18 protein-coding genes are annotated in these 21388 nt (G+C 43.3%); 4 read left to right on the top strand and 14 right to left on the bottom strand.

Annotation, left to right across the window (positions count from 1 at the left end; all coding sequences use genetic code 11):
- The first annotated feature begins 18 nt into the window (after window positions 1–18).
- Entirely contained in the window at window positions 19–1524 is a 1506-nt protein-coding gene (locus JK628_RS06530; protein WP_202288655.1) for a tryptophan halogenase family protein, read from the top strand.
- A gap of 81 nt (window positions 1525–1605) precedes the next feature.
- Here the strand turns inward: JK628_RS06530 and JK628_RS06525 are convergent, their stop codons facing one another.
- Window positions 1606–3114: a tryptophan halogenase family protein gene (locus JK628_RS06525; RefSeq protein WP_202288654.1), complete on the bottom strand. Its 1509-nt coding sequence runs from the start codon at window positions 3112–3114 to the stop codon at window positions 1606–1608.
- A 158-nt stretch (window positions 3115–3272) separates the two neighbouring features.
- Window positions 3273–6038, bottom strand: a complete 2766-nt coding sequence (locus tag JK628_RS06520; RefSeq protein ID WP_237524159.1) for a TonB-dependent receptor — start codon at window positions 6036–6038, stop codon at window positions 3273–3275.
- A 381-nt stretch (window positions 6039–6419) separates the two neighbouring features.
- Between JK628_RS06520 and JK628_RS06515 the strand changes: the two genes are divergently transcribed.
- On the top strand, window positions 6420–7436 hold the full coding sequence (locus tag JK628_RS06515) for a LacI family DNA-binding transcriptional regulator (protein ID WP_202288652.1): 1017 nt from the start codon (window positions 6420–6422) through the stop codon (window positions 7434–7436).
- Window positions 7437–7492: 56 nt separating this feature from the next.
- On the opposite strand, the gene JK628_RS06510 is transcribed toward JK628_RS06515, so the two are convergent.
- Complete coding sequence (locus tag JK628_RS06510) at window positions 7493–7831, bottom strand: P-II family nitrogen regulator (RefSeq protein WP_020913743.1); 339 nt, start codon at window positions 7829–7831, stop codon at window positions 7493–7495.
- A 234-nt stretch (window positions 7832–8065) separates the two neighbouring features.
- Between JK628_RS06510 and JK628_RS06505 the strand changes: the two genes are divergently transcribed.
- Together JK628_RS06505 and JK628_RS06500 are read left to right on the top strand one after the other, a co-directional pair.
- Window positions 8066–8581, top strand: coding sequence for a GspH/FimT family pseudopilin (locus tag JK628_RS06505; RefSeq protein ID WP_202288650.1), 516 nt, complete (start codon window positions 8066–8068; stop codon window positions 8579–8581).
- Between the two features lie 129 nt (window positions 8582–8710).
- Window positions 8711–9187, top strand: coding sequence for a GspH/FimT family pseudopilin (locus tag JK628_RS06500; protein ID WP_202288649.1), 477 nt, complete (start codon window positions 8711–8713; stop codon window positions 9185–9187).
- A 5-nt stretch (window positions 9188–9192) separates the two neighbouring features.
- On the opposite strand, the gene JK628_RS06495 is transcribed toward JK628_RS06500, so the two are convergent.
- The 11 genes from JK628_RS06495 to ribF form a co-directional block, all read right to left on the bottom strand.
- On the bottom strand, window positions 9193–9498 hold the full coding sequence (locus tag JK628_RS06495; protein WP_202288648.1) for a TapY2 family type IVa secretion system protein: 306 nt from the start codon (window positions 9496–9498) through the stop codon (window positions 9193–9195).
- On the bottom strand, window positions 9495–9908 hold the full coding sequence (locus JK628_RS06490; RefSeq protein WP_202288647.1) for a type IV pilin protein: 414 nt from the start codon (window positions 9906–9908) through the stop codon (window positions 9495–9497). The genes JK628_RS06495 and JK628_RS06490 overlap by 4 nt, the downstream gene beginning before the upstream one ends.
- Before the next feature lie 4 nt (window positions 9909–9912).
- Window positions 9913–13440: a pilus assembly protein gene (locus JK628_RS06485; protein ID WP_202288646.1), complete on the bottom strand. Its 3528-nt coding sequence runs from the start codon at window positions 13438–13440 to the stop codon at window positions 9913–9915.
- 85 nt (window positions 13441–13525) lie between these two features.
- Window positions 13526–13957, bottom strand: coding sequence for a pilus assembly PilX family protein (locus tag JK628_RS06480; protein ID WP_202288645.1), 432 nt, complete (start codon window positions 13955–13957; stop codon window positions 13526–13528).
- A gap of 12 nt (window positions 13958–13969) precedes the next feature.
- Window positions 13970–14926 (bottom strand): PilW family protein, encoded by a 957-nt coding sequence (locus JK628_RS06475; RefSeq protein WP_202288644.1) that lies wholly within the window; start codon window positions 14924–14926, stop codon window positions 13970–13972.
- Window positions 14927–14936: 10 nt separating this feature from the next.
- On the bottom strand, window positions 14937–15458 hold the full coding sequence (gene pilV, locus JK628_RS06470) for a type IV pilus modification protein PilV (RefSeq protein ID WP_202288643.1): 522 nt from the start codon (window positions 15456–15458) through the stop codon (window positions 14937–14939).
- 230 nt (window positions 15459–15688) lie between these two features.
- Window positions 15689–16618 (bottom strand): 4-hydroxy-3-methylbut-2-enyl diphosphate reductase, encoded by a 930-nt coding sequence (gene ispH, locus JK628_RS06465; RefSeq protein WP_202288642.1) that lies wholly within the window; start codon window positions 16616–16618, stop codon window positions 15689–15691.
- Between the two features lie 2 nt (window positions 16619–16620).
- Window positions 16621–17043 carry an FKBP-type peptidyl-prolyl cis-trans isomerase gene (gene fkpB, locus JK628_RS06460; RefSeq protein WP_202288641.1) on the bottom strand — a complete coding sequence of 141 codons (423 nt, stop codon included), beginning with the start codon at window positions 17041–17043 and terminating at the stop codon, window positions 16621–16623.
- A gap of 5 nt (window positions 17044–17048) precedes the next feature.
- Window positions 17049–17561 carry a signal peptidase II gene (gene lspA, locus JK628_RS06455; RefSeq protein WP_202288639.1) on the bottom strand — a complete coding sequence of 171 codons (513 nt, stop codon included), beginning with the start codon at window positions 17559–17561 and terminating at the stop codon, window positions 17049–17051.
- Window positions 17562–17571: 10 nt separating this feature from the next.
- Complete coding sequence (ileS, locus tag JK628_RS06450) at window positions 17572–20394, bottom strand: isoleucine--tRNA ligase (RefSeq protein ID WP_202288637.1); 2823 nt, start codon at window positions 20392–20394, stop codon at window positions 17572–17574.
- Between the two features lie 30 nt (window positions 20395–20424).
- Entirely contained in the window at window positions 20425–21360 is a 936-nt protein-coding gene (gene ribF / locus JK628_RS06445) for a bifunctional riboflavin kinase/FAD synthetase (protein WP_202288635.1), read from the bottom strand.
- Window positions 21361–21388: the final 28 nt, after the last annotated feature.

The raw sequence follows: 21388 nt of genomic DNA, 5'->3' as shown, positions 1-21388 counted from the left end.
TTTGCGATGGGAGTGTTTGTGAAAAAGAAACCAAGAAGCATCGTCATTATCGGTGGCGGAACAGCAGGCTGGATGGCAGCAAACAGCTTACTAACTTCATGGGGAGATACCGTTAACATCACTCTCATTGAATCCGAAGATATTGGCATAATTGGTGTTGGTGAAGGCTCCACACCCTATCTAAAACAATATTTTACTCGCCTAGGGATTACTGAATCAGAATGGATGCCAGCTTGTGATGCGACCTATAAAGCAGGCATCAGCTTTCCTGACTGGTCAACCAAAATTGGATACGAAAGCTATTTCCACCCCTTTTTTTCAGAATTAGATCTAAAGCCTGCAGAGCTGTTTTTCCATAATAGTGGCTTACGGCGAAGAGGAAAGGAGGTTGACGCCCTACCTGATCATTACTTTGTATCATCACAGCTGATTGCCTTAAATAGGTCTCCAGTACCTAAAATAGCCCTGCCATTTGATGTCGATTACGGCTATCACTTTGACTCTGCGAAGTTAGGCCGCTTTTTAAAGGCACGTGCTCTTAAGCTTGGACTTACGCATGTCATTGGTAACGTCGAAAGTGTAGATACGTCAGTTAGTGGCCATATAACATCTGTAAATATTGAATCTCAACAGTCCCGTAGTGCTGACTTTTTTATCGACTGCAGCGGTTTTGCTGGGCTACTTGTTAATAAAACCTTAGGACTCAAATTCAACAGTTACAAAGAGTCACTTTTTAATGATGCAGCAGTCGCTATGCCTACACCATTAGACTTGGCTGCAGATATTCCTGCCCAAACAGTTTCAAGGGCATTGAGTAATGGCTGGTCATGGAAGATTCCGTTAACCTCTCGGTGGGGCAATGGCTATGTATTCAGTTCTGACTTTATCAGCCCCGATAATGCTGAAACTGAACTGCGTGCTCAGCTGGGGTTATTAGATACTGATATCGAAGCCCGGCACTTAAAAATGCGTGTTGGACGCCTAAACGAACACTGGCACAAAAACTGTTTAGCCGTCGGGCTGTCACAGGGGTTTATCGAACCACTAGAAGCCACCGCTTTAATGCTAATACAATTTACAATCGAGCGTTTTATTAGCAGTTTTGATGACGAGTCAAAGTCTATTGAGTCTACTCAAATAGCTTACAACAAAGACTTAAACAGAACCTTCGATGGTGTCAGAGACTATGTGGTTGCTCACTATAAGCTAAATACTCGCAATGACAGCCGTTACTGGCAAGCTTGTCGAGAAGATGCAATAACACCTGACTCATTAGCGAACTTGATTGCAACTTGGGATAGCGGCGCTGATTTCGAACAGGCGCTTAAGCAACAACAAGATGCTCTGGTATATCTGCGCCCCTCTTGGTATTGCATTTTTTCAGGAATGGGACGCTTCCCCTCCAATGTAATCAAAGATCCTCAATCGGTGCCCGCATTGAAAGCAAAAGAGTATTGCCACAAGATAGCCAATGAATACTTTTTAAACCATAAGGCGCAACTAGATAAGGTTTATCAAAGGTGAATCTACAATAAACAAGCACAATGGTAGCCAACCAGTGTGCTTGCTTTATAAGCTCAGTGTAATAAGCACAGAGCTTATAAGTTAGCAGTTATAGATAATCTTCAATTGTTCTTTGTGCTCAACAAATCTCTCAGCCTTCGCTAGAGATGCTTCTTTAGCCCTGTGGTGATTACGCTTAGCCGCCCTAACAGCGGGTTTGTTGACCTCTTCAAAATGGTCCATACCCGCTAATATGCAATACCAAGATGTTTTAAAGTAAACTTGATTATGTATGTTATCTCGTAATACTTGGTCAAAATTAGTGTTACTAAGCCAACCATCCAAGATAGCCTTAAGTTCTTTAGATTGATTTATATTACTTCTACAATCTTTCCAATACTGCGAATCTTCACGGCTATTAAGTTTATAATGCGCTTGTAAATAATCCCTTGTTCCATCAATAAGCGAATTAATATCCTGATTAAATTCCTGTTGATACTCCCGTGTAAAACCTGATTTCTCATACAGTTCAACAAAGTTCTCAATGCTTCTTTGAATAATGTTCAACATCGGTGCTTCAAGAGGCTCTAGAAATCCCTGAGACAGTCCAATCGCGATGCAGTTATTCTTCCAATGGTGAGTGATTCGCCCAGGTGTCCAATTTAGGTGCAGCGCCTTAACTCCGTCAGCTTTGCTACCTAAATGTTGCCTTAACTCCAGCTCCGCTTCTTCGGGCGAAAGATAATCCGCACTATATACATAGCCATTACCAAATCGGTTTGCTAAAGGTATATGCCACACCCAACCATTGCTAAGTGCTTTTGAAACCGTTTCAGAGGGAAGCCCCTTAGAACAATCGATTGCCGTTGGGATCGCCACCGCACTATTATTAAATAGCTGCGATTGATAGCTGACCATCTCCTCACCTAAGGCTTGCTGGATTAGTAACCCTTTAAACCCTGAGCAATCGACAAAGAGGTCTGCGGTCAATTCTCCCGCATTAACCGCAATGACACTGCTAATGTCTCCATTGGCATCTAAGCGGACGTCTGAGACTTTATCATCGATATGTCTCACCCCCCTTTGTATCCCTTTCTTCTTGAGAAACTCGCCTAATAGTCCCGCATCAAAGTGGTATCCATAATCTAAGCGTTGCAGGCTATCTGATTTGGCAATAGGAGAGCGGCACTGATCAGCCAGTTTAGCAGTGACAAAGAAATCATCGGGATGTGCATCTACCTCCATCCCCTCGCGGCGAAAGTTGGCATTTGCAAAAAATAGTGGCACTTGAGGAGTATCAATATGTGAGTAGAAAGGATGGAAATAACTGGTTTTATTAACGTTTGAAACCCAATCAGGAAAGCGAATACCACACTTATACGTTGCATTAGCCGCTTGCATCCACTCAGACTCTTGAATACCTAATCGGTCAAAAAAACCTTGAAAAAAAGGCGTGGTGCCTTCGCCAACACCAACGCTACCAATGGCCTGTGACTCAATTAACGTTATAGTGCAATTGAACTTAGCCCATTGATGAGACATTAAATTTGCTGCCATCCAACCCGCTGTTCCACCGCCAACAATGACGATATGATTTGGGGGAGTATTCATATTTTTTCGCTCCATAAAATCACCCTATAACATCTAGATTAATACCACTGTTTTTGTATTCTAATTACTAATCACGAATCTATAAAAAGAAAACAAAAAGCCAGTCAACTGACTGGCTTCTATTACTTTTTATCTAACAATCATTACTCTAGCTAGGCTTACAGACGGAAGCTTGCACCAAGGTAGTAACGACGGCCGTTTGAGCTTTGCGTGCCACCTAGACGAGCACCATCAGAATCACGCTCGTAGTAGTTTTCCCAAATTTCATTGGTAATGTTTAGAGCTTCAAACGTTAGGGTAATGTTCTCTGTCGCATTCCAACTTAGCTGCGCATCCACTTGCTGCTGCTCATCACGATATTGGTTACCGATCTCAGTTTTAGCCATGAAATATTCACTGCGGTAGTTATAGTTAACGCGAGCGCTAAACAGATCATCCTCGTAGTAAGCACCTAAGTTATAGGAATTTTTAGAGGTATTTGGTAACTCAACAAAGCTGTCTTGTGTTGCAGCAACCACGCTTCCATCTGGATTGGTAATCAATACAGCTTCAGTCACTTTTGCATCGGCTACATCTGTGTAGGTGTAGTTTACATAACCACCAAAACCATTATCAAATGCATGCTGCATCTGGAATTCAAGACCGTCGATTGACGTATTACCGCCATTAACAGGTGTTCTTAGCTGGTTGATCTGTTCGCCTTCAATTTCAGCAGACACAGTCGTGGTATAAATGAAATTGCTAATATCTTTCTTAAATGCAGTTAAACCAAGTATAGACTCAGGTGTAAAGTACCATTCAGCACCCAACTCATATTGAGCTGCTGTTAGCGGCTCTAGGAATGGGTTACCGGCAGAGCCAGAACTCGTCTCAGGTGTTAAGTTAACCGCTGGCGCTAACTGAAATGGAGCTGGACGTGTTAACGCTCGGCTTGCTGCGGCGCGTAAAATAACATCTGATGACAAGTCGTATGCGATGTTAATACTTGGCAACCATTCAGAATAATCACTTTCATATTTAACAGGGTCGCCAGCTGCTGTGCCTTCAGAAGTCGTATCTGTTTCTACATAACGCAGGCCAACATTACCACGTACACCTTCAACATCAAATTTTGCCATTGCGTATAACGCGCTGATTTTTTCTGATACATCGAAAGACGAGCTACCTTGGAATACATTGGTATTACGACACAGATCGGTGCTGCTAGCTGTACACTCATCTACTGCATAAAGCGCATTGAACATAGTGTCACGGTCTGGCATGAAATAGCTTTGCGATGGCATGCTGGTATCTGCGTGATCGACATTAACCATATCGCCTGACCAGAAATCACTTGCAGGGCCTAAGCTCCCCTCACCCGTTGGCGCCAGACCTTGAAGGTCTGTCTTCCAACGATTCTGCTCCATAGAGCGGTCTCGGTACTTACCACCGACTTTAATCTCTTGTACACCGCCAAAGTCGACATACCAAGAATAATCTAGCTGGGCATAAGTCTCTTTATCTGTTGTTTCATTTAACTGGTCGAAAATACCACCCAACCACATTTCGTCACCGGGGTTTGTTAACCATGGACTAGCGCCGGTAAAGTCGATAGCAGGAGCTGTTCCGCCTGGGTTAGTGAAGTCAAATGCCGCACGTGGATCCGTAGCATCAACCCAAAACTCAGTGAAGAAATCACGGTTAGTTCCCTTACCTTCCGTCATACCCACTTGCCAATGTAGCTTGCCGGTATCGAGTGAATAGTTACCATCAAAATCGATAACTTGAGTCGACATTTCAGAACCATCACGGAAAATATTGTCGTACGCCATGTGGCGCGCCCAACCTGGACGATGAGGTAAACCGGTGACATCCAGTGAATCAACGATACCGTTAGTCACTGTACCTTCGTTAGTATCTTCGCCTAAGAAGGCTACGCCACGGAAAGGAATACCGATAAGATTCGAGTTGACGTTATCCGCTTTCATTGTCGAGCTAAGATAATGCAGCGTCATGTCCAGTTCATCAGTTGGCGCCCATTGCGCCGTAACGTCATAGCCTACACGTTCACGCTCTTGCTCGAACAAGGCTGAACCTATGCCCCAAGGGGTGGCACCTTTCTCGTCAGCACCTTTCGGTGGCTCCATCAGTGGGTCAATACGTTCTATCGATGGTCCAAACCAACCAAAATCTTCGGTCGTTTCACGACGGACTGAACGTTTTTGATATGATGCAGAAACTAACATGCCAAATGTTTCTTCTTCATTTTTCCAGCTATACAGACCTGACAGGCCTGGGTCCCACTCTTCAGAGAGATCGCCATATTGGCCTTCGACTGAGGCATTAAAAGTATTAGATTCTAAATCAAGAGGTTTACGAGTATGTAAAATAACCGTACCACCTAAAGCACCTTCATCAATATCTGCTTGAGATGTTTTATACACTTCAAGTCCAGCGATCATTTCAGATGCTAGCAGTTCAAAGTTAAAGTTACGTGTTGCATCAGAAAGAACAAACCATTGGCTTGTACCAACGGCTTGACCATTGAGCAGCGTTAAGTTTTGATCCGGCTGTACACCACGAATAGTTACGCCTTGACCTTCACCAAAAGTTCTATCGATTGTTACGCCTGGGATACGAGCTAGAGTCTCAGCTACGTTTTTATCTGGAAATTTACCGATATCTTCAGCGGTAATAGCATCAACCGTTCCATCAGAAAAGCGCTTTTGGTTCAAGTTGGCAGCTTGTGAAGCACGAATACCGCGCACTTCAATTTTTTCTATATTCTCATCTGTGGCAGTTGCATCAGCATCAGCTGCCATGGCAGACATCGATACCGCACTTCCGAGGAGTAGTGCAATGTTTGTAGCTAGTAGAGTCTTCTTAAAAGTAGATGGTCGCATCTCGTTTCCCTTCCATAACTTATTATCTTTTTTTATATCCATAACCATTCCCCAACCGGAATGACAACGCTGTCATGTCTAGAGCAAACATTACACAATATTTAACAGCTACGCCACAACAAAATAACCGCTGCGTCAATTATATTCACAAAAAACAACAACAGAACAAAGCAAAGAACATTATTATCGTTAAAATACAGTTGGTTAAATGGGCATCCGGGTTCGATCACAAGAGTGACATTTTTTTCAATATAGGAATTAAATACAAAAAATCAGCATCAGATGATTGCTAATTAGCGTAAAAGTTCGCACTATACGGCTAAATTCGATAACAATTATGGTCGTCAAAGCTCAAGATGTTGACGATATGTTATTTACAATAATTTGATTGCTATGCTCTCTTATTAACGAGAAATCAGTTTTATGAAAGTCACTATTAATGATGTCGCTAAACACGCAAGCGTATCGATAAAAACCGTCTCTCGCGTCACCAATAACGAGCCTTCGGTAAAACAAGCTACAATCGATAAAGTGAACGAAGCGATTAAAGCGTTAAATTACCAACCCAACCTTGCAGCAAGAAATTTAGCAGGAACAAGCTCTTACGTTATTGGCTTTATTTATGATAATCCTAATGCTTATTATATTATTGATATGCAAAACGGTATTTTGTCTGCTTGTAAAGATCTCGGCTATGAATTATTGATCCACCCGTGTGATTCTAAATCAGCAGATATTTGCGATGAGTTGGTTAAATTGGTCAAGCACAATAGATTGTCAGGCTTAGTTCTTACCCCTCCTTTATCTGAAGATCCGGTGATCCTGGCCGCTCTTGATAAAATTGAGGCGAGCTATGTACGCATTATTGCAGGAGAGAAACTTGAAGATAACAATGGCCTAGCCGTTCTTGTCGATGATAAATCTGGCGCAATATCAATTACCCAGCATTTAATCGATCTCGGTCATAAGCAGATCGCATTTTTAAGTGGTGATGAACAACATGAATCGACTAAAGAGCGCTTAGCTGGTTTTAAACAAGCCCTTAACGACAATAATATTACCATCGATAATCACTTTATCATTGATGGGCAGTATTCGTTTGAGTCGGGAGTGGAAGGTGCTAAAAAGCTGTTAGCCCAAACTAAAAAACCAACAGCCATTGTTGCTTGTAACGATGAAATCGCCGCTGGAGCACTGTTTGCGGCGAGACTTGAGGGAGTTGATATTCCAGCAGATATTTCGATTGTCGGCTTTGAGGATAGCCCTTTTTCACGTCAAACCTGGCCTAAGCTCACCACAGTGCACCAGCCAAATCAAAAAATAGCACATATCGCGACTGAGTTATTAATCGCCAAGCGTCGTGCTCAAGCTTCAGAACAATCGAGAGTCTTTGTTCCAGAACCCGTCATTCGCGACTCTTCGGCCTCACCTAAAAAATAATAGTGGTCTTTTTACATGATTTGAAAGCCAAACCATGTGAAAAGACTTCCGTTAGCTTAAACAGCTTCTTCGTTTTCTTCGCCAGTACGAATACGGATAACACGCTCTATATCGGTTACAAAGATCTTACCATCGCCGATTTTACCCGTACGAGCAGTATCAACGATCACGTCTATAGCTTGATCAAGTTGTTCATCTTGAATAACCAATTCTATTTTAACTTTTGGCAAAAAATCGACCATATATTCTGCGCCGCGATATAGTTCAGTATGACCTTTTTGACGCCCAAAGCCTTTAACCTCAGACACCGTCATTCCGGTAATTCCAATATCAGCAAGTGACTCGCGCACATCATCTAACTTAAATGGTTTAATAATGGCTTCGACCTTTTTCATTGTAGAACTCCTAAAAACTTGCTGAATTGACTAAATTTACAGCTTTGTAGTTTAACATGCAGCCGCAAAACTCTGAAGTCTAAAGTGATTTAGTGCTGACCTTAAAAGTAAATGCAGTCTTCTTATAACGGAACAATCTATTAAATCAACCTAGGTTGAGCCGACGCGATCACTATAATTCCTGCAGTTGCTCAGTCGCAGGATGCGATATAGCTTGTTCAGGGAAGATACAACATGATTAAACGGCAAACTGGCTTCACGCTAATTGAGCTTATCGTCACACTAGCCATAAGTACAATTTTAATGGCCATTGCGGTGCCATCATTTAACTCCTTATATGCCTACGTAAGAGCGGATATCAACATTAGAAAAATTCAACAATCCATTCAACTTGCTAGGAATCATGCTATTACCTACGGGATGAGGGTAACCGTTTGCCCTATTGAATCTCAGCGCTGTTCAACTGATTGGCAACAGAACATTAGTGTATTTACCGATACGGGCCAAGCTAATACTATCGATGGTAGCGACCGATTAATTTACTCACTTGGCCCATTTAATCCCCAAGATTCAATCCTTTTCAATAGAGCTGCTATTAAATTTCAGCCTGATGGGCTTGCAGCAGGATCTAATGGTACTTTAAAGTATTGCCCTGACTCCTCGCTAGGTTCCTATGCTAAAGCGATTGTTATAAACCGTTCAGGTAGAGCTCGCTTTTCTTCGAGCAATGACATCAATTGCTCGAATTAAATTCGATTTTTATATTCCCCGCCAAAAAACAGTCAAAGCCAAAAAAATGGCTATTATTTTAAGCGCTAATTTGCTGAAAATTAGTGTAAAGTTACTTATAATTAGGCTGGAATTTGACAGGAAATAGTCATGATAGCAAAGAGAAAAGGATTCACGCTGGTAGAGTTAATGGTTACCATCGCCATCGCAGCAATACTCATTGCTATCGCAATGCCCTCATTAACTTCGATGTATGAAGCTTCACGTAGTGATAGTGAAATAAGAAAAATTCAGCAGATATTTGTCTTTGCTAGAAATCAGGCTATTAGCTACGGTTTGCAAACCACTGTTTGCCCACTGGGCAGTGACTCAAACACTTGTGGTAGCACATGGATGGATGGCATTACCGTTCTCTATGATAATGCGGGGACGAATGAATCACTCAAAGTCATCAATGAGTTTAACTCTCAAGACAGGCTAACATTTGCGCCGACAGCCGTTACTTTTAGCCCTGATGGACTCGCGTCTACTTCAGGCACCATGACTTACTGCCCAGGCGGATCCACAAGAACAAACTGTAAGTCATTGGTGGTAGCTGCATCTGGTAGAGTAAATATCCCAGATTAACAGCATTATCTAAGTGTTAATTTATCTTGTTTCTGAGCTTTATTGGACGTAAACACATCATCTAGACGTACACACTCTTCCACATCTTGAATGAAGATTTTACGCCCCTTCTTATTAATAAATTGCTTACCAGGTAGGCTTGCTACTTTCAATTCAAGCTCTTTTATTGGCCACCGATAGAATAGGACTTTGTTACCGACAGAGGACTCAATATAACATTTGTAGTCCATGCTCTCAGTTTTTGCTGAGGTTTCGGCCCATGAAAAAACAGGTAGCAGCATCGCCAACAAATACAGGTTAATGATCTTCATTTCCAGCACTCCGCACTAGGTCCTTTGACGCCAATATCGGTCAAGGTAATTGTCTGACAAGTTGAATCTCTCGCCTTTTGTGTGCCTTCAGCAGATGCTGTAATGGTAAAGCTGCTGCCACCTGTAGTGGCAACGCTGTAATGTCCATTTTCAGTCACATATGAAGCTGCTAGGCCCAGCTCAGTTAAATCTGTGGTATAGCTTCTATTGTCTAAATAATATTGCTCTTGTAAATTGGAAATATTCATCACGGCGGTAACGCCATCTGAGCGGCCCGCCTTAGTCACATAATCGCTATAAGACGGATATGCTATCGCCGCGAGTATACCGACAATAGCGACGACGATCATGACTTCAATGAGGGTAAAGCCCCGGCCCGCACTTTGGTTAACTCTTCTTGAATCGCTCATATAGTTACTCATTTATATGGTAATAAATCTTGTTGACCCCTAGGCCGGCGCCTATATTAATAGTTCCGGAATAATCATCACCAACCTTTTCACCTTTGCCCACTCCAATAATATAAATATACGGATCTTCGCCGGACTCTGGTGCTGGTATCACGATCTGTGGCGTATCGGGGACTCTTTCGCCTAGTTCGTAGTAGAGCTGATTACTCGTTCTCGTTCCTTTGTGTAAACCAAAAATATATAAGCGTCCTTGGCCTGATACACCACAAACGTTATTGTCAATGTCTGCCACAGTTTCAGCAGGCGGAACAAATGATGTAAAGTAAACGTTTCCATCGACGATAAGCGCTGCAGTTAAGCTTTTCTCCCCAGGGCCCGAGAACTCATAGAACCAACCAAGCTTTTGACCAAAGGCGATATTTTCAGAGTTTGAATCAGGATCTGGCGACGCTGAAGTCACATCATAAAGCATATCCCAAGTAATTGGAGCGGGCTTAGAAGTGATTGTTTTTGTCACTACATTTCTATCTTGTAGTACAAAAAACATATCTGCAGCGGTTTTGCTGGTTGGATTGGGCCTATTTCCACTACCGATAACGACGGCGTCATAAGGTATATTTTGGTAAGCGGTTGTGGTACTAGACTCACCATCAATGGTCGTAGTGACAGTGGATATATTACTAAACACGGTTTGCGCAATAGCAGCTTCCGCGAAGAAACGACGATCATTTATATTTGTATCACCGCCCAAATCAGCAAATTTATAGGCTGACCACTTGCTTTTGTCTGCGCTAGGTAAGTCCATACGCCACACATTGCCACCGACATCTGTGGCGTAGATTCTATCGGTATCACCATCATTATTACTGTCGAGCACTGCGACTGATGTTGCAATGCTATCGCTCATCCCAGCAACTTCCGTTCCGCCGATACCTTCGGCTGTAAATGAGTGTATTAGCGTGCCCTTTACTGCATCTACAATATAGACAGCTTCCCCCATGCTTGACTCTGGCGTTCCTGCGCTATCGTAAGCTGAATTATAACCGCCGCCAAATATTAACACTGGACCAACATGCCCAGGAATACTGGTCACCACAGGTTCTGACCAGGTCTGCCCTAACAAAGAAAAGCCTGAGCTTTCAGGAGTAATAGCCCACATATACTTTGGTGAATCAGGAGAGCTAATATCGAGCGCGTAATATGAACTTCCGCCTCGGCGCATTCCCAAGTAAACATAGGCCTTAGTGACTTGTCCATCAGCATTAGTCTCCGTATAAGCAATTGGAGAAGCATCCATGCCATAAACAGAGTGTCGCCCCTCCTTATTCGTCTTCAGCAATGGCACGTTACTTAACAGGCTGGCGGGAATATACGCCCAAGTTTCATCCACAGTTGAGCCAGAATCCTTGAACATATGTACCAGACCTTGGTTGGTCCCTAACAAAATGCGAATATCCGGCTTTCCTGATGAGCCAAAATTTAACGCTAGCGGCTTCGAATGTAACGGGTCGCCCATAATATCGACACGAGCGTCACTAACACTGCTGTTATTATTGTCATCATCCACATCGACACCATATAACCATTCAACCGTTGTCGCCACTTCGGCCTCTTCTATCGCCATAGCGGTAGCGAGGGTACTTGCACTCACTAGAGCCAGTGATGTTAGGCCGTTAGACTGATCAACGTAAATAGTTCGCTGTTTAAGTTTCTCAGCAAGCATGGCGGCAGCGCCGCCTACCTTAACCTTATTGCCATCCTTTAGAGCGCAATCACTCCAGAATGTGCAAGCATCATCTTTAATATTGCCATTATCCGCAATCGCAGTCTGATTTTTGCTATCAACCAAAACTCCTGATGAATCAACTTTAAGTTTCTTTAAGTTACCACTCCATCTTGGCCCCTTCCCAGGTAAAAACATTGCGTAATAGGCAGCATCAAACGTCTGGGTTCGATCAAAGTTATTGCTGGCAATACTGGGGGATGTAAAACTTGAATCTATAGCCATTATTGACGTTAAAGCATCATTTAGATGCTGCTCTAATTCGATGGGATTACTTGCATCAAAATATTGGTCTTCCCCTCCGCCTCTTTTTGCCGTTTCCTTCAATAGAGGAGCCGCCGCCAACGCCCCCGAACTAAAGCCAATGGTAAAGGTTTGTACGGTTTGCTTATTGTCTGTGCCCGACGAATCCAATACCCCCTTTACAAGATCATTGTTATACATGTAACTGGCCAGTGCAGGCAGGTAACTGACTTGGCCACTTGGTAAACCTTCAGAAAAATCACTGTAGTCACCAGTCTCTGTCGCACCAGCAGTCAACGTCGTGATAAAGCCGTCGGCTGAATTATCTAGGGTTGGCACTCCATCGGTAATGTAAATAATATAAGCCACGTCAGGACAAGCTTTTAAGGGAGTGATATAACTGCCACTCGACTCAATGTCAGGATCTCTAGCGGGGTTATTGGCGGAATATTTATCTCCACGGCCAAAATGATAATCAGAGTCTTTATTACCAAATGTCACTGGGCCAGCAGAGAAATACTGAAAGGCTTCATATAGCGTTTCACACAGTGGCGTGTTTGTCTCCGCTGGCGTCAACTCGATAAGTGATGTTAAGGCATCGACTTCGCTGGTTGTACGCGACTTGATACCTGCGACAATTCGGCCACCATCTCTCTCGCCTTCATCGTCATAGTTAAGGTTAAATATTGCCAGGCCGAAATCTACTGTTGGCATTGTCGTAATAATGCCGTTGATTGCCTCTTTAGCGATTTCCAGTCGACTTCTATTAGAGCTATCAATGTCGCCATTTTGCACTGCATGATACCAACGTAGATAATTTGCAGTATAAAGAGTGATTGGGTTGCCGACACCAAACTCTGTCAGTTTGGATGCCTCAACAGCCGCATTCCACTCAGTAGAATCTTTCGTACCGATATTAAAATTGTATTTATCTTGCCCATTAATCGGAAAGCCATCTGCTAGTGCGGGATGTTTATTATCGGTTCCTGTCGCATTGCCAGGGTTCTCAGCGTCAATATCTTCCCAACAATCGAAATAACCATAGTTAGCGCCATTATTTTGCCTTACTTCGTCCCAAGAGCCGGACTGTCCTTGCGAAGAGTATTCTCTTAAATAACCCGTAAACCGACCGTAATCTTTTAGAATTGGTTTACTTTCGGCACAGCCGTTGATGCCATTAAGAAACCGACGTGACTCAGATGGACTGTCAGGGGTTGGTAAACTAGTGTTGTCGATGCCTCCCGATGTCCAATACAACATATCGTCTGAGTAGGCGTTACTATTGCCAGATGCAGGGTATGTTTCAAGCGGGTCATAACCATCTGGGGTATTTTCAACTTCGGTACTCATACTTCCTGAGTTATCGAAAATAATGAGCACCTTAGGTGGGTTCCCTTCACGAGCGGTAGAGTTAACAACATAAAGATCACTATCATCTGCAAATGACGCGCTAGAAATAGCAACACACGCTGTTACAACCGCAAACGCTAGATGCTTAATATTCATAATATACTCCAGAGTACATCGACACTGTCATTCATAAAACGCCCTTTAGACTGCTAAAATGTGGCTACATAGTTCTTTTTACAACTTACATTACTTCTTGTTCTACACCCAATATAACGGTGAGATTTCCGATATCATTTTTCCCAAAACTAGCGCTGCTTGAAATTTCAATTCTACGGCAGCTGATCCCAGTGGTGGAACCATTAGCTTTGGGGCTACGCAGACACTCAACATCTTGAACGGTACCGTTGATAAGCAGTGGCTGCATAGACTGAGACTCCCCCATGACATTAGCGGTGGTCTCAACGGTCATATTGGCAAAGCTAGCGCCCTCATTATCATCGATGACCTTATCTAGGGCGCCATTGGCAATAATGCTGGCCTCAATTCTTTCAGAGCCCGCACCGGCCATTTTCATCGACATGTTGGAATTGGTAGCCAGTGCGACCCCAATCACTGTCATAATAATGAGTATGATAAGAGAGGCAAAAAGCACCATTCCATTTTGTTTTTTCATGAGTAGTCCTCTCTAAATCAACACTGGGTTTTCAAGTACAATTGTTGTCGTTAATACTTTGCGCCTAAAATTATCGTTTAGCGGGCCTATCGTTTTATCACCCAAGGTATAAGTCGTCTTATTGGTATAACTATTATCTGCTTCAGAGGCTCTAACAAGAAGGTGCACCCTTAGGGCCACTAATCGTTGAAAAAGCTCATTATCCCACATCAAAGAGGTCACATCCTCGGCGGGCATATAGCGATCAGCAGTACTGTCACCATTGCTGTCGAATCCATACATTACCCGCATATTTTCAATCCCTTCAACGAGCTGTTCATCATTACCCATACCAGTTGAAGACAAGCTCTTTCTGCGTAAGATGGGGATACCATCGGCATCATCACCAATATAGTAAATATGGTGCTGATACTCCCAAATACGACTATTACCCAATACTGCCGCAGTTGCGGATTTAAAAAATATAGCTTGAGTGGCATTGGCTTCAATATAAAAAGCATCGGTGGTGCCCGCTGCAACAGATGGCCCTAACAAGCGTTTCATTTGAATCACATCTGTTTTGTCATTCACATTTGACAAACACCCTAAACTCTCGGAACTGACACCATTCTCATAACCCCACAGACGTCTAAAATGCGCTGCGATATCGATTGGGAGTGTTGCATTATTAAGTCCAGCGCCTACGCAATCGCCACTGGTTCCAATAGTCGCGCTGGCATCAACACGGGTGTTTGTCCCGATAACAAAGTCGGTGCCGGTAATATCCCCCATAAATCCAAGTTGGCTTAAGTCTCGCTCCATTAAGGTCAATGCTATACGACCATTTTCCTGCAGCTGATTAAATTGACTGGTGGTGGTGACATTCGTCGATGACATTACAAACATTGAAAATAGGCCAGCCGTTAAAAACAGCCCTATCACCATGGCAACCATTAACTCAACTAGCGACATCCCCTTACTATTTCTCATTGTCATATCCCTAAAGAATCATCGTATTTAGGGAAAAGACTCTTCGTCTTTTCCCTAAAGAGGAGCCACAATCTGCTTCCGTTGTTGAAGATGCGCTCATTTCACGGATCCCTCGCCACGCGATAATGACAGAAATAGTCCCTGCACTTTCCGTTATGCAAGCAACTGGGGAATCTAGTCCACCCACATTTTGCTCTCCTATCTGCTCCGCCGCACCAATTAAAGATTGATCCCATTGATACTTATCCCAAAGGAGCGTCTCACCTGTGGTACAAATATTGGTTTCACACGACTTAACGGCTGTCTTTGCTCCGGTATAGGTGTCAGCATAACTTGATAGCTCGCTGCGATTGAGTTTCATTCTATTAACTATATCGTTAGCAAGGTACGTCGCTTGGGTTTGCTGAAAGGATTCGAAGCTACCGCGTTTAGCTATAATGTGCAGATTAAAAATACCAATGAGACCAACAACTAAAATAACTAAAGAGACCATTACTTCAATTAAAGAAAGACCCCGCTGTTGATTTTTCATTGCTGTCAATTCCTTTGCTTTAGTCATATTTTTGACAATGCTTTTATATTTTTAGTGTTTAAAATCTGTAACTTAGCGCAACTTAACTAGCATACAGGTTAATGTGTATTTAGTCGAATATTAGCCCAAAGGAAGAGAGCTGTTTAGGATGAATACCACAGATGTGTCTGAATTTTAAGCATAAAAAAAAGAGGCATTAGCCTCTTTTTTGTTTCATAAAAATACGCTGTTTAGCGTAATTCGGCTGGGACTGCAAAAACAGTATCTTCCAATCGCCCTTCGACTTCAGTAATCACGCTGGGGGCCATATCTGCTATCGCGTCAACGACCTGCTTTACCAGAACTTCAGGCGCCGATGCTCCGGCTGTTACCGCAACACGTTTAACCCCATCAAACCATGCAGAGTTAACATCATCGGCATTATCAACCAAATAGGCATTGGTGCCTTTCTTTTGTGCCAATTCACGCAACCGATTTGAGTTAGAGCTGTTTTTAGAACCAACCACAATAAACAGCTCTGCATTCTCAGATATATTACGCACCGCATCTTGGCGGTTTTGCGTTGCATAACAGATATCATCTTTGCGCGGCCCTTCAATAGCAGGGAACTTCTTTTGCAACGATGCAATAACGTCTGCGGTATCATCCATTGATAATGTTGTTTGAGTCACAAAACATAAGTTATCAGGATCTTTAACTTCAAGCTTAGCGACATCATCCGGAGACTCAACCAAATGAACCCCTGCCTCTGGATTATCATACTGGCCCATAGTACCTTCAACTTCAGGGTGACCAGCATGACCAATAAGAATACATTCAACACCTTTGCGGCTGGCACGCGTCACCTGCAAATGAACCTTGGTGACTAGCGGGCATGTAGCATCAAACACTTTTAGGCCACGAGCCTTAGCTTCTGCACGAACCGCTTGCGATACCCCATGGGCACTAAAGATGACAATACTGTCATCAGGTACTTGATCTAACTCTTCAACAAACACTGCACCACGGTCTTTAAGATTTTGCACTACATAGCGGTTGTGAACCACTTCGTGTCGCACGTAGATAGGCGGCGAAAAGAGCTCAAGTGCGCGCTCAACAATGCTAATAGCACGATCAACACCAGCACAAAAACCGCGAGGATTTGCTAAAAGAATGTTCATAATTACAGTACCTGTACCACTTCAAGTTCAAATGTTAACACTTGACCCGCTAAAGGATGATTCAAGTCGACAGTGACAGAGTCACCGACCACATCGCGTACCATACCAGGGATTTCGCTGCCACCAGGACCACCAAAAGCGACAATCACACCCGCTTCAAGCTTCATATCTGCAGGGAAACGACTTCTGTCCATATGGTGCACAGCATCTGGGTTAGACTCACCAAAGGTATCTACAGCTTGTAAGGTAAAGCTATGGCTATCGCCCACCGCTAAACCGCTAATTTCAGCTTCAAATGCTGGACTTAGGCTTTCATCACCAATATTAAAACGAGCAGGTTTGCCTGCCGCTTTAGTACTTTCAGCGGTTGAACCATCTTCTAGAACAATGTTCATATGGCACAAAATTGAATGTATCTCTGACACCTGGATTACCCCTTTATATCATCTGATCTCTTGTCATCTTTTCCAGAGACAAAAGAATCTAAAATGATGAGTCCTGCACCAACACAAATTGCAGAATCGGCAATATTAAATGCCGCAAAATGACTAGTGTTCCAATAGAAATCTAAGAAGTCGACCACAAAGCCATGTTGCAATCGATCAACCAAATTACCTAAAGCACCGCCTATTACCAATGTGTAAGCGAGGTTTAAGCGCCACATTTTACTTGGCTGCTGACGCAACCAAACTGAAAGTAACACACTAAAACCAACCGCAACAAAAGTGAACAACCAACGTTGCCAGCCACCGGCATCACTTAAAAAACTAAATGCTGCGCCATAATTACGCACATAGGTAAAGTTAAATATCGGCAGTAAATTTACCGACTCATGCAGATCAAAACTGGACAACACCCACTGCTTAGACAGCTGGTCGGCAAGAAACACCAACACAACTATCCAATACCAACGTAGGCCACTGTCTTTCCAAGAAGTGGGCATTACAGCTCCTTTATGCAAACTGACGAGTTTCGCCTTCACCTTCAATATTGGTGACGCAACGAGTACATAATGTTGGATGTTCAGCTACCTGGCCAACATCTTCTCTATGGTGCCAGCAACGCTCACACTTCTCAGCTGCAGACTTTTTGAGTCCAAGCTTCAGAGTCGCAAGCTCGGTCTCAATAGCATCTGTTGGTGCTTGAGAAAGTGCAACAACTTCAGTGTTAGAGGTCAGCAACACAAAACGTAATTCATCATCTAAGGTGTTCAGTACTGAAGCCAGAGCATCATCAGCAAATAGAGTGATTTCAGCTTCCAATGATCCGCCAATCTGTTTTTCACGACGGGCATTTTCAATCACCTTATTCACTTCAGCGCGAACAGCTAACAGCTGATCCCAGTATTCATCGCTAAGGTCTGAATCAAGCGTTACAGACGTTAGCCCTTCATACCAAGTCTCTGTGAATACGAACTCCCCACGTTCACCAGGAAGTAGCTTCCAGATCTCATCAGCGGTGAAGCTTAAGATTGGTGCCATCCAACGAACCATAGCCTCAGAGATAAGGTATAGCGCTGATTGACAGCTGCGACGGGCAATACTGTCATCTTTTGCGGTGTACTGTCTGTCTTTAATGATATCAAGATAGAAACTACCAAGTTCAACAGAGCAGAACTGCATCAGCTTTTGTGTTACAGAGTGGAAGTTGTATTCGTCATAAGCTTCAACAATTTCTTGCTGCAGAGCAGTAGCGCGACGAACAGCCCAACGATCCAGTGCAACCATGTCTTCAACCGCGACCATATCGGTTTCAGGGTTAAAGCCATTAATATTAGCCAACAGGAATCGAGCGGTGTTACGAATACGGCGATAAGCATCGGCGCTACGCTTGAGGATCTCATCAGAAACCGTCATTTCGCCACTGTAATCTGTTGCTGCGATCCATAAACGAAGGATGTCTGCGCCCAGCTTATTGGTGACATGCTGTGGAGCAATCACGTTACCGACAGATTTAGACATCTTGCGGCCTTTACCATCAACGGCAAACCCGTGAGTCAACACTTGCTTATATGGCGCTTTACCATTCATCGCAGTAGAGATCATCAATGATGACATAAACCAACCACGATGCTGGTCGCTACCCTCTAAGTAAAGGTCAACTTCATGGCCTTTAAACTCAGGACGCGCGGCGACAACCGTTGAGAATGTTGAACCTGAGTCATACCATACGTCTAGCGTATCAGTCACTTTGCGATATTGGTCAGCTTCATCACCTAGCAGCTCAGCAGTATCTAGATCCCACCAAGCTTGTATACCTTCTTGCTCGATACGATTAGCAACACGCTCCATTAAGGATACGCTATCGGGATGCAGCTCATCTGTTTCACGGTGTACAAATAAGGCAATTGGTACGCCCCAGGTACGTTGACGTGAAATACACCAGTCTGGACGGTTTTCAACCATCTTTTCAATACGGCTTTGGCCCCAATCAGGGATCCATTTTGTTTTTTCTATCTCAGAGAGAGCTTGAGTACGTAGCCCTTTTTGATCCATTGAGATAAACCACTGCGGCGTCGCACGGAAAATAATGGGGGTTTTATGGCGCCAGCAATGTGGGTAACTATGATTAATCGCAATGTGATTAAGCAGTGTGCCCTTCTCTTCTAACAGTGCTACTACACTCTTGTTAGCTTTGAAGACGTGTTGTCCGGCAAATATCTCTGTATCGGCTTTATAAACACCGTTATCACCGACAGGATTGGCAACTTCTAGACCATACTTTTGACCAACAACAAAATCGTCTTGACCATGACCTGGAGCGGTATGAACAATACCCGTACCAGAATCAACAGTAACGTGATCAGCTATAATAACGGGCACATCAAAACCATAAAATGGGTGGTTAAAACGTAATAATTCAAGCTCTGAGCCTAAAACGTTAGCCAGTACTTTATGCGACTGCGCTCCAAATCGCTCAACACACGATTCAGCGAGCTCTTCTGCTAATACCAGAGCTTGAGTTTGGCCGTCTTTGACCATCTCAACTAAAGTATATTCAAGGTTAGCTGCAACAGCTAATGCTCGGTTTGCAGGCAAAGTCCAAGGCGTTGTCGTCCAGATAACCATAGAGATGTTATGTGGATATTCAGTCAAACCAAACTTAGCAAGCAATGCGCTCTTATCAACAACAGAAAAAGCCACATCGATAGCTGGAGACATCTTGTCTTCATATTCAACTTCAGCTTCAGCCAGAGCAGAACCACAATCAGTACACCAATGCACAGGCTTAACACCCTTGTGCAAATGTCCGCTATCAACGACTTTTGATAATGAGCGGACAATGTTTGCTTCAGTGTTAAAATCCATTGTTAGGTAAGGGTTTTGCCAATCAGCAAACACACCTAAACGGATAAAGTCATCACGCTGACCGTCAACTTGCTTAGCCGCATATTCACGACACTTTTGACGAAACTCGGCTGCGGTAACCTTGTGGCCAGGCTTACCGATTTTTTGCTCTACTTTGAGCTCAATAGGTAAACCATGACAATCCCAACCAGGAATGTATGGCGCATCAAAGCCAGACATGGTCTTTGACTTGATAATAATATCTTTAAGAATTTTATTAACTGAGTGACCAATATGAATATCACCGTTTGCATATGGAGGACCATCATGCAAAATAAACGGCTTGCTATCCTTACGGCTCTCACGGATCTGTTGATACAGTCCTTTCTCGTTCCAGGACTTCAACATCTCTGGCTCACGATTAGCCAAATTACCACGCATCGGAAACTCTGTTTCCGGCAAATTCAAAGTAGATTTATAGTCGCTCATTGATCCTTTACCGTTTTGTTCGCTAAGCTATTAGCCTGCATCGCTGCCGAGTAGAGCTTTCGCTCTGTCGGCATCATTTTTAATTTGTTTTTTCAGCGCATCTAGTGATCCAAATGGCTGCTCGTCTCTAATCTTTGCCACCAACTCAACTTCAACAGCCTTACCATAAAGGTCACCATCAAAATCAAACAGATGGACTTCTAACTGACATACCTGACCATTCACTGTTGGTCTAAAACCGACGTTTGCTACACCTTCATATATATCACTATTATTCCAATAAAGCTTAACAGCAAAAACACCTCTAACAGGCGTGACTTTGCGCTTTAACGCGATATTAGCGGTAGGGAAACCTATCGTTCTTCCTATTTTTTGACCATGGGCCACCTTGCCACTAAGGATAAAGGGATGTCCAAGCAAACGCCTAGCTTGTTCCATATTACCATTAGCAAGTAGTTGCCTTACCTCTGTAGAGCTCACACGCTTGTCACCTAGAATAAAGCTTTGTGTACTCACGACCACAAAACCGTATTTTTCTCCGGCTTTACGCAGCATGTCAAAATTACCCTGGCGCTGCTTACCAAAACAGAAGTCATCGCCCACCACTAAGTACTTAATACCAAGTGCTTTAACCAATAACTGTTCAATAAAATCTTCAGCGCTAAAATCGGCAAACTTCTTATTGAAATTCACACAGAGCACCCGGTCAATCGCTAGCTCATCAAGCAACATGAGTTTATCGCGTAATAAGCTCAACCTAGCCGGTGCATTTTCGCCCTGAAAAAACTCTTGTGGCTGCGGTTCAAATGTCATAACAACAGCAGGTAAGCCCAAATGTTGTGCTTTACCCACAAGTCGATTAATCACTTCCGCATGGCCACGATGAACGCCATCGAAGTTGCCTATTGTTAATACGCAACCATGATGCTTAGGCAAAATATTATAAATACCGCGGATTAATTCCATTATCCTACACGACACATGAGAGTAAATG

Source organism: Shewanella sp. KX20019 (assembly GCF_016757755.1).
Taxonomy (GTDB): Bacteria; Pseudomonadota; Gammaproteobacteria; order Enterobacterales; family Shewanellaceae; genus Shewanella.
Note: the sequence above shows the minus strand (reverse complement) of the source record. Positions and strands in the feature narration are given on the sequence as shown.

Excerpts from the sequence above, each read along its gene's own strand:
- JK628_RS06525 (WP_202288654.1), bottom strand. The coding sequence starts at position 3,114 with ATGAATACTCCCCCAAATCATATCGTCATTGTTGGCGGTGGAACAGCG.
- JK628_RS06520 (WP_237524159.1), bottom strand. The coding sequence starts at position 6,038 with ATGGATATAAAAAAAGATAATAAGTTATGGAAGGGAAACGAGATGCGA.
- JK628_RS06515 (WP_202288652.1), top strand. The coding sequence starts at position 6,420 with ATGAAAGTCACTATTAATGATGTCGCTAAACACGCAAGCGTATCGATA.
- JK628_RS06510 (WP_020913743.1), bottom strand. The coding sequence starts at position 7,831 with ATGAAAAAGGTCGAAGCCATTATTAAACCATTTAAGTTAGATGATGTG.
- JK628_RS06505 (WP_202288650.1), top strand. The coding sequence starts at position 8,066 with ATGATTAAACGGCAAACTGGCTTCACGCTAATTGAGCTTATCGTCACA.
- JK628_RS06500 (WP_202288649.1), top strand. The coding sequence starts at position 8,711 with ATGATAGCAAAGAGAAAAGGATTCACGCTGGTAGAGTTAATGGTTACC.
- JK628_RS06495 (WP_202288648.1), bottom strand. The coding sequence starts at position 9,498 with ATGAAGATCATTAACCTGTATTTGTTGGCGATGCTGCTACCTGTTTTT.
- JK628_RS06490 (WP_202288647.1), bottom strand. The coding sequence starts at position 9,908 with ATGAGCGATTCAAGAAGAGTTAACCAAAGTGCGGGCCGGGGCTTTACC.
- JK628_RS06485 (WP_202288646.1), bottom strand. The coding sequence starts at position 13,440 with ATGAATATTAAGCATCTAGCGTTTGCGGTTGTAACAGCGTGTGTTGCT.
- JK628_RS06480 (WP_202288645.1), bottom strand. The coding sequence starts at position 13,957 with ATGAAAAAACAAAATGGAATGGTGCTTTTTGCCTCTCTTATCATACTC.
- JK628_RS06475 (WP_202288644.1), bottom strand. The coding sequence starts at position 14,926 with ATGAGAAATAGTAAGGGGATGTCGCTAGTTGAGTTAATGGTTGCCATG.
- pilV (WP_202288643.1), bottom strand. The coding sequence starts at position 15,458 with ATGAAAAATCAACAGCGGGGTCTTTCTTTAATTGAAGTAATGGTCTCT.
- ispH (WP_202288642.1), bottom strand. The coding sequence starts at position 16,618 with ATGAACATTCTTTTAGCAAATCCTCGCGGTTTTTGTGCTGGTGTTGAT.
- lspA (WP_202288639.1), bottom strand. The coding sequence starts at position 17,561 with ATGCCCACTTCTTGGAAAGACAGTGGCCTACGTTGGTATTGGATAGTT.
- ileS (WP_202288637.1), bottom strand. The coding sequence starts at position 20,394 with ATGAGCGACTATAAATCTACTTTGAATTTGCCGGAAACAGAGTTTCCG.
- ribF (WP_202288635.1), bottom strand. The coding sequence starts at position 21,360 with ATGGAATTAATCCGCGGTATTTATAATATTTTGCCTAAGCATCATGGT.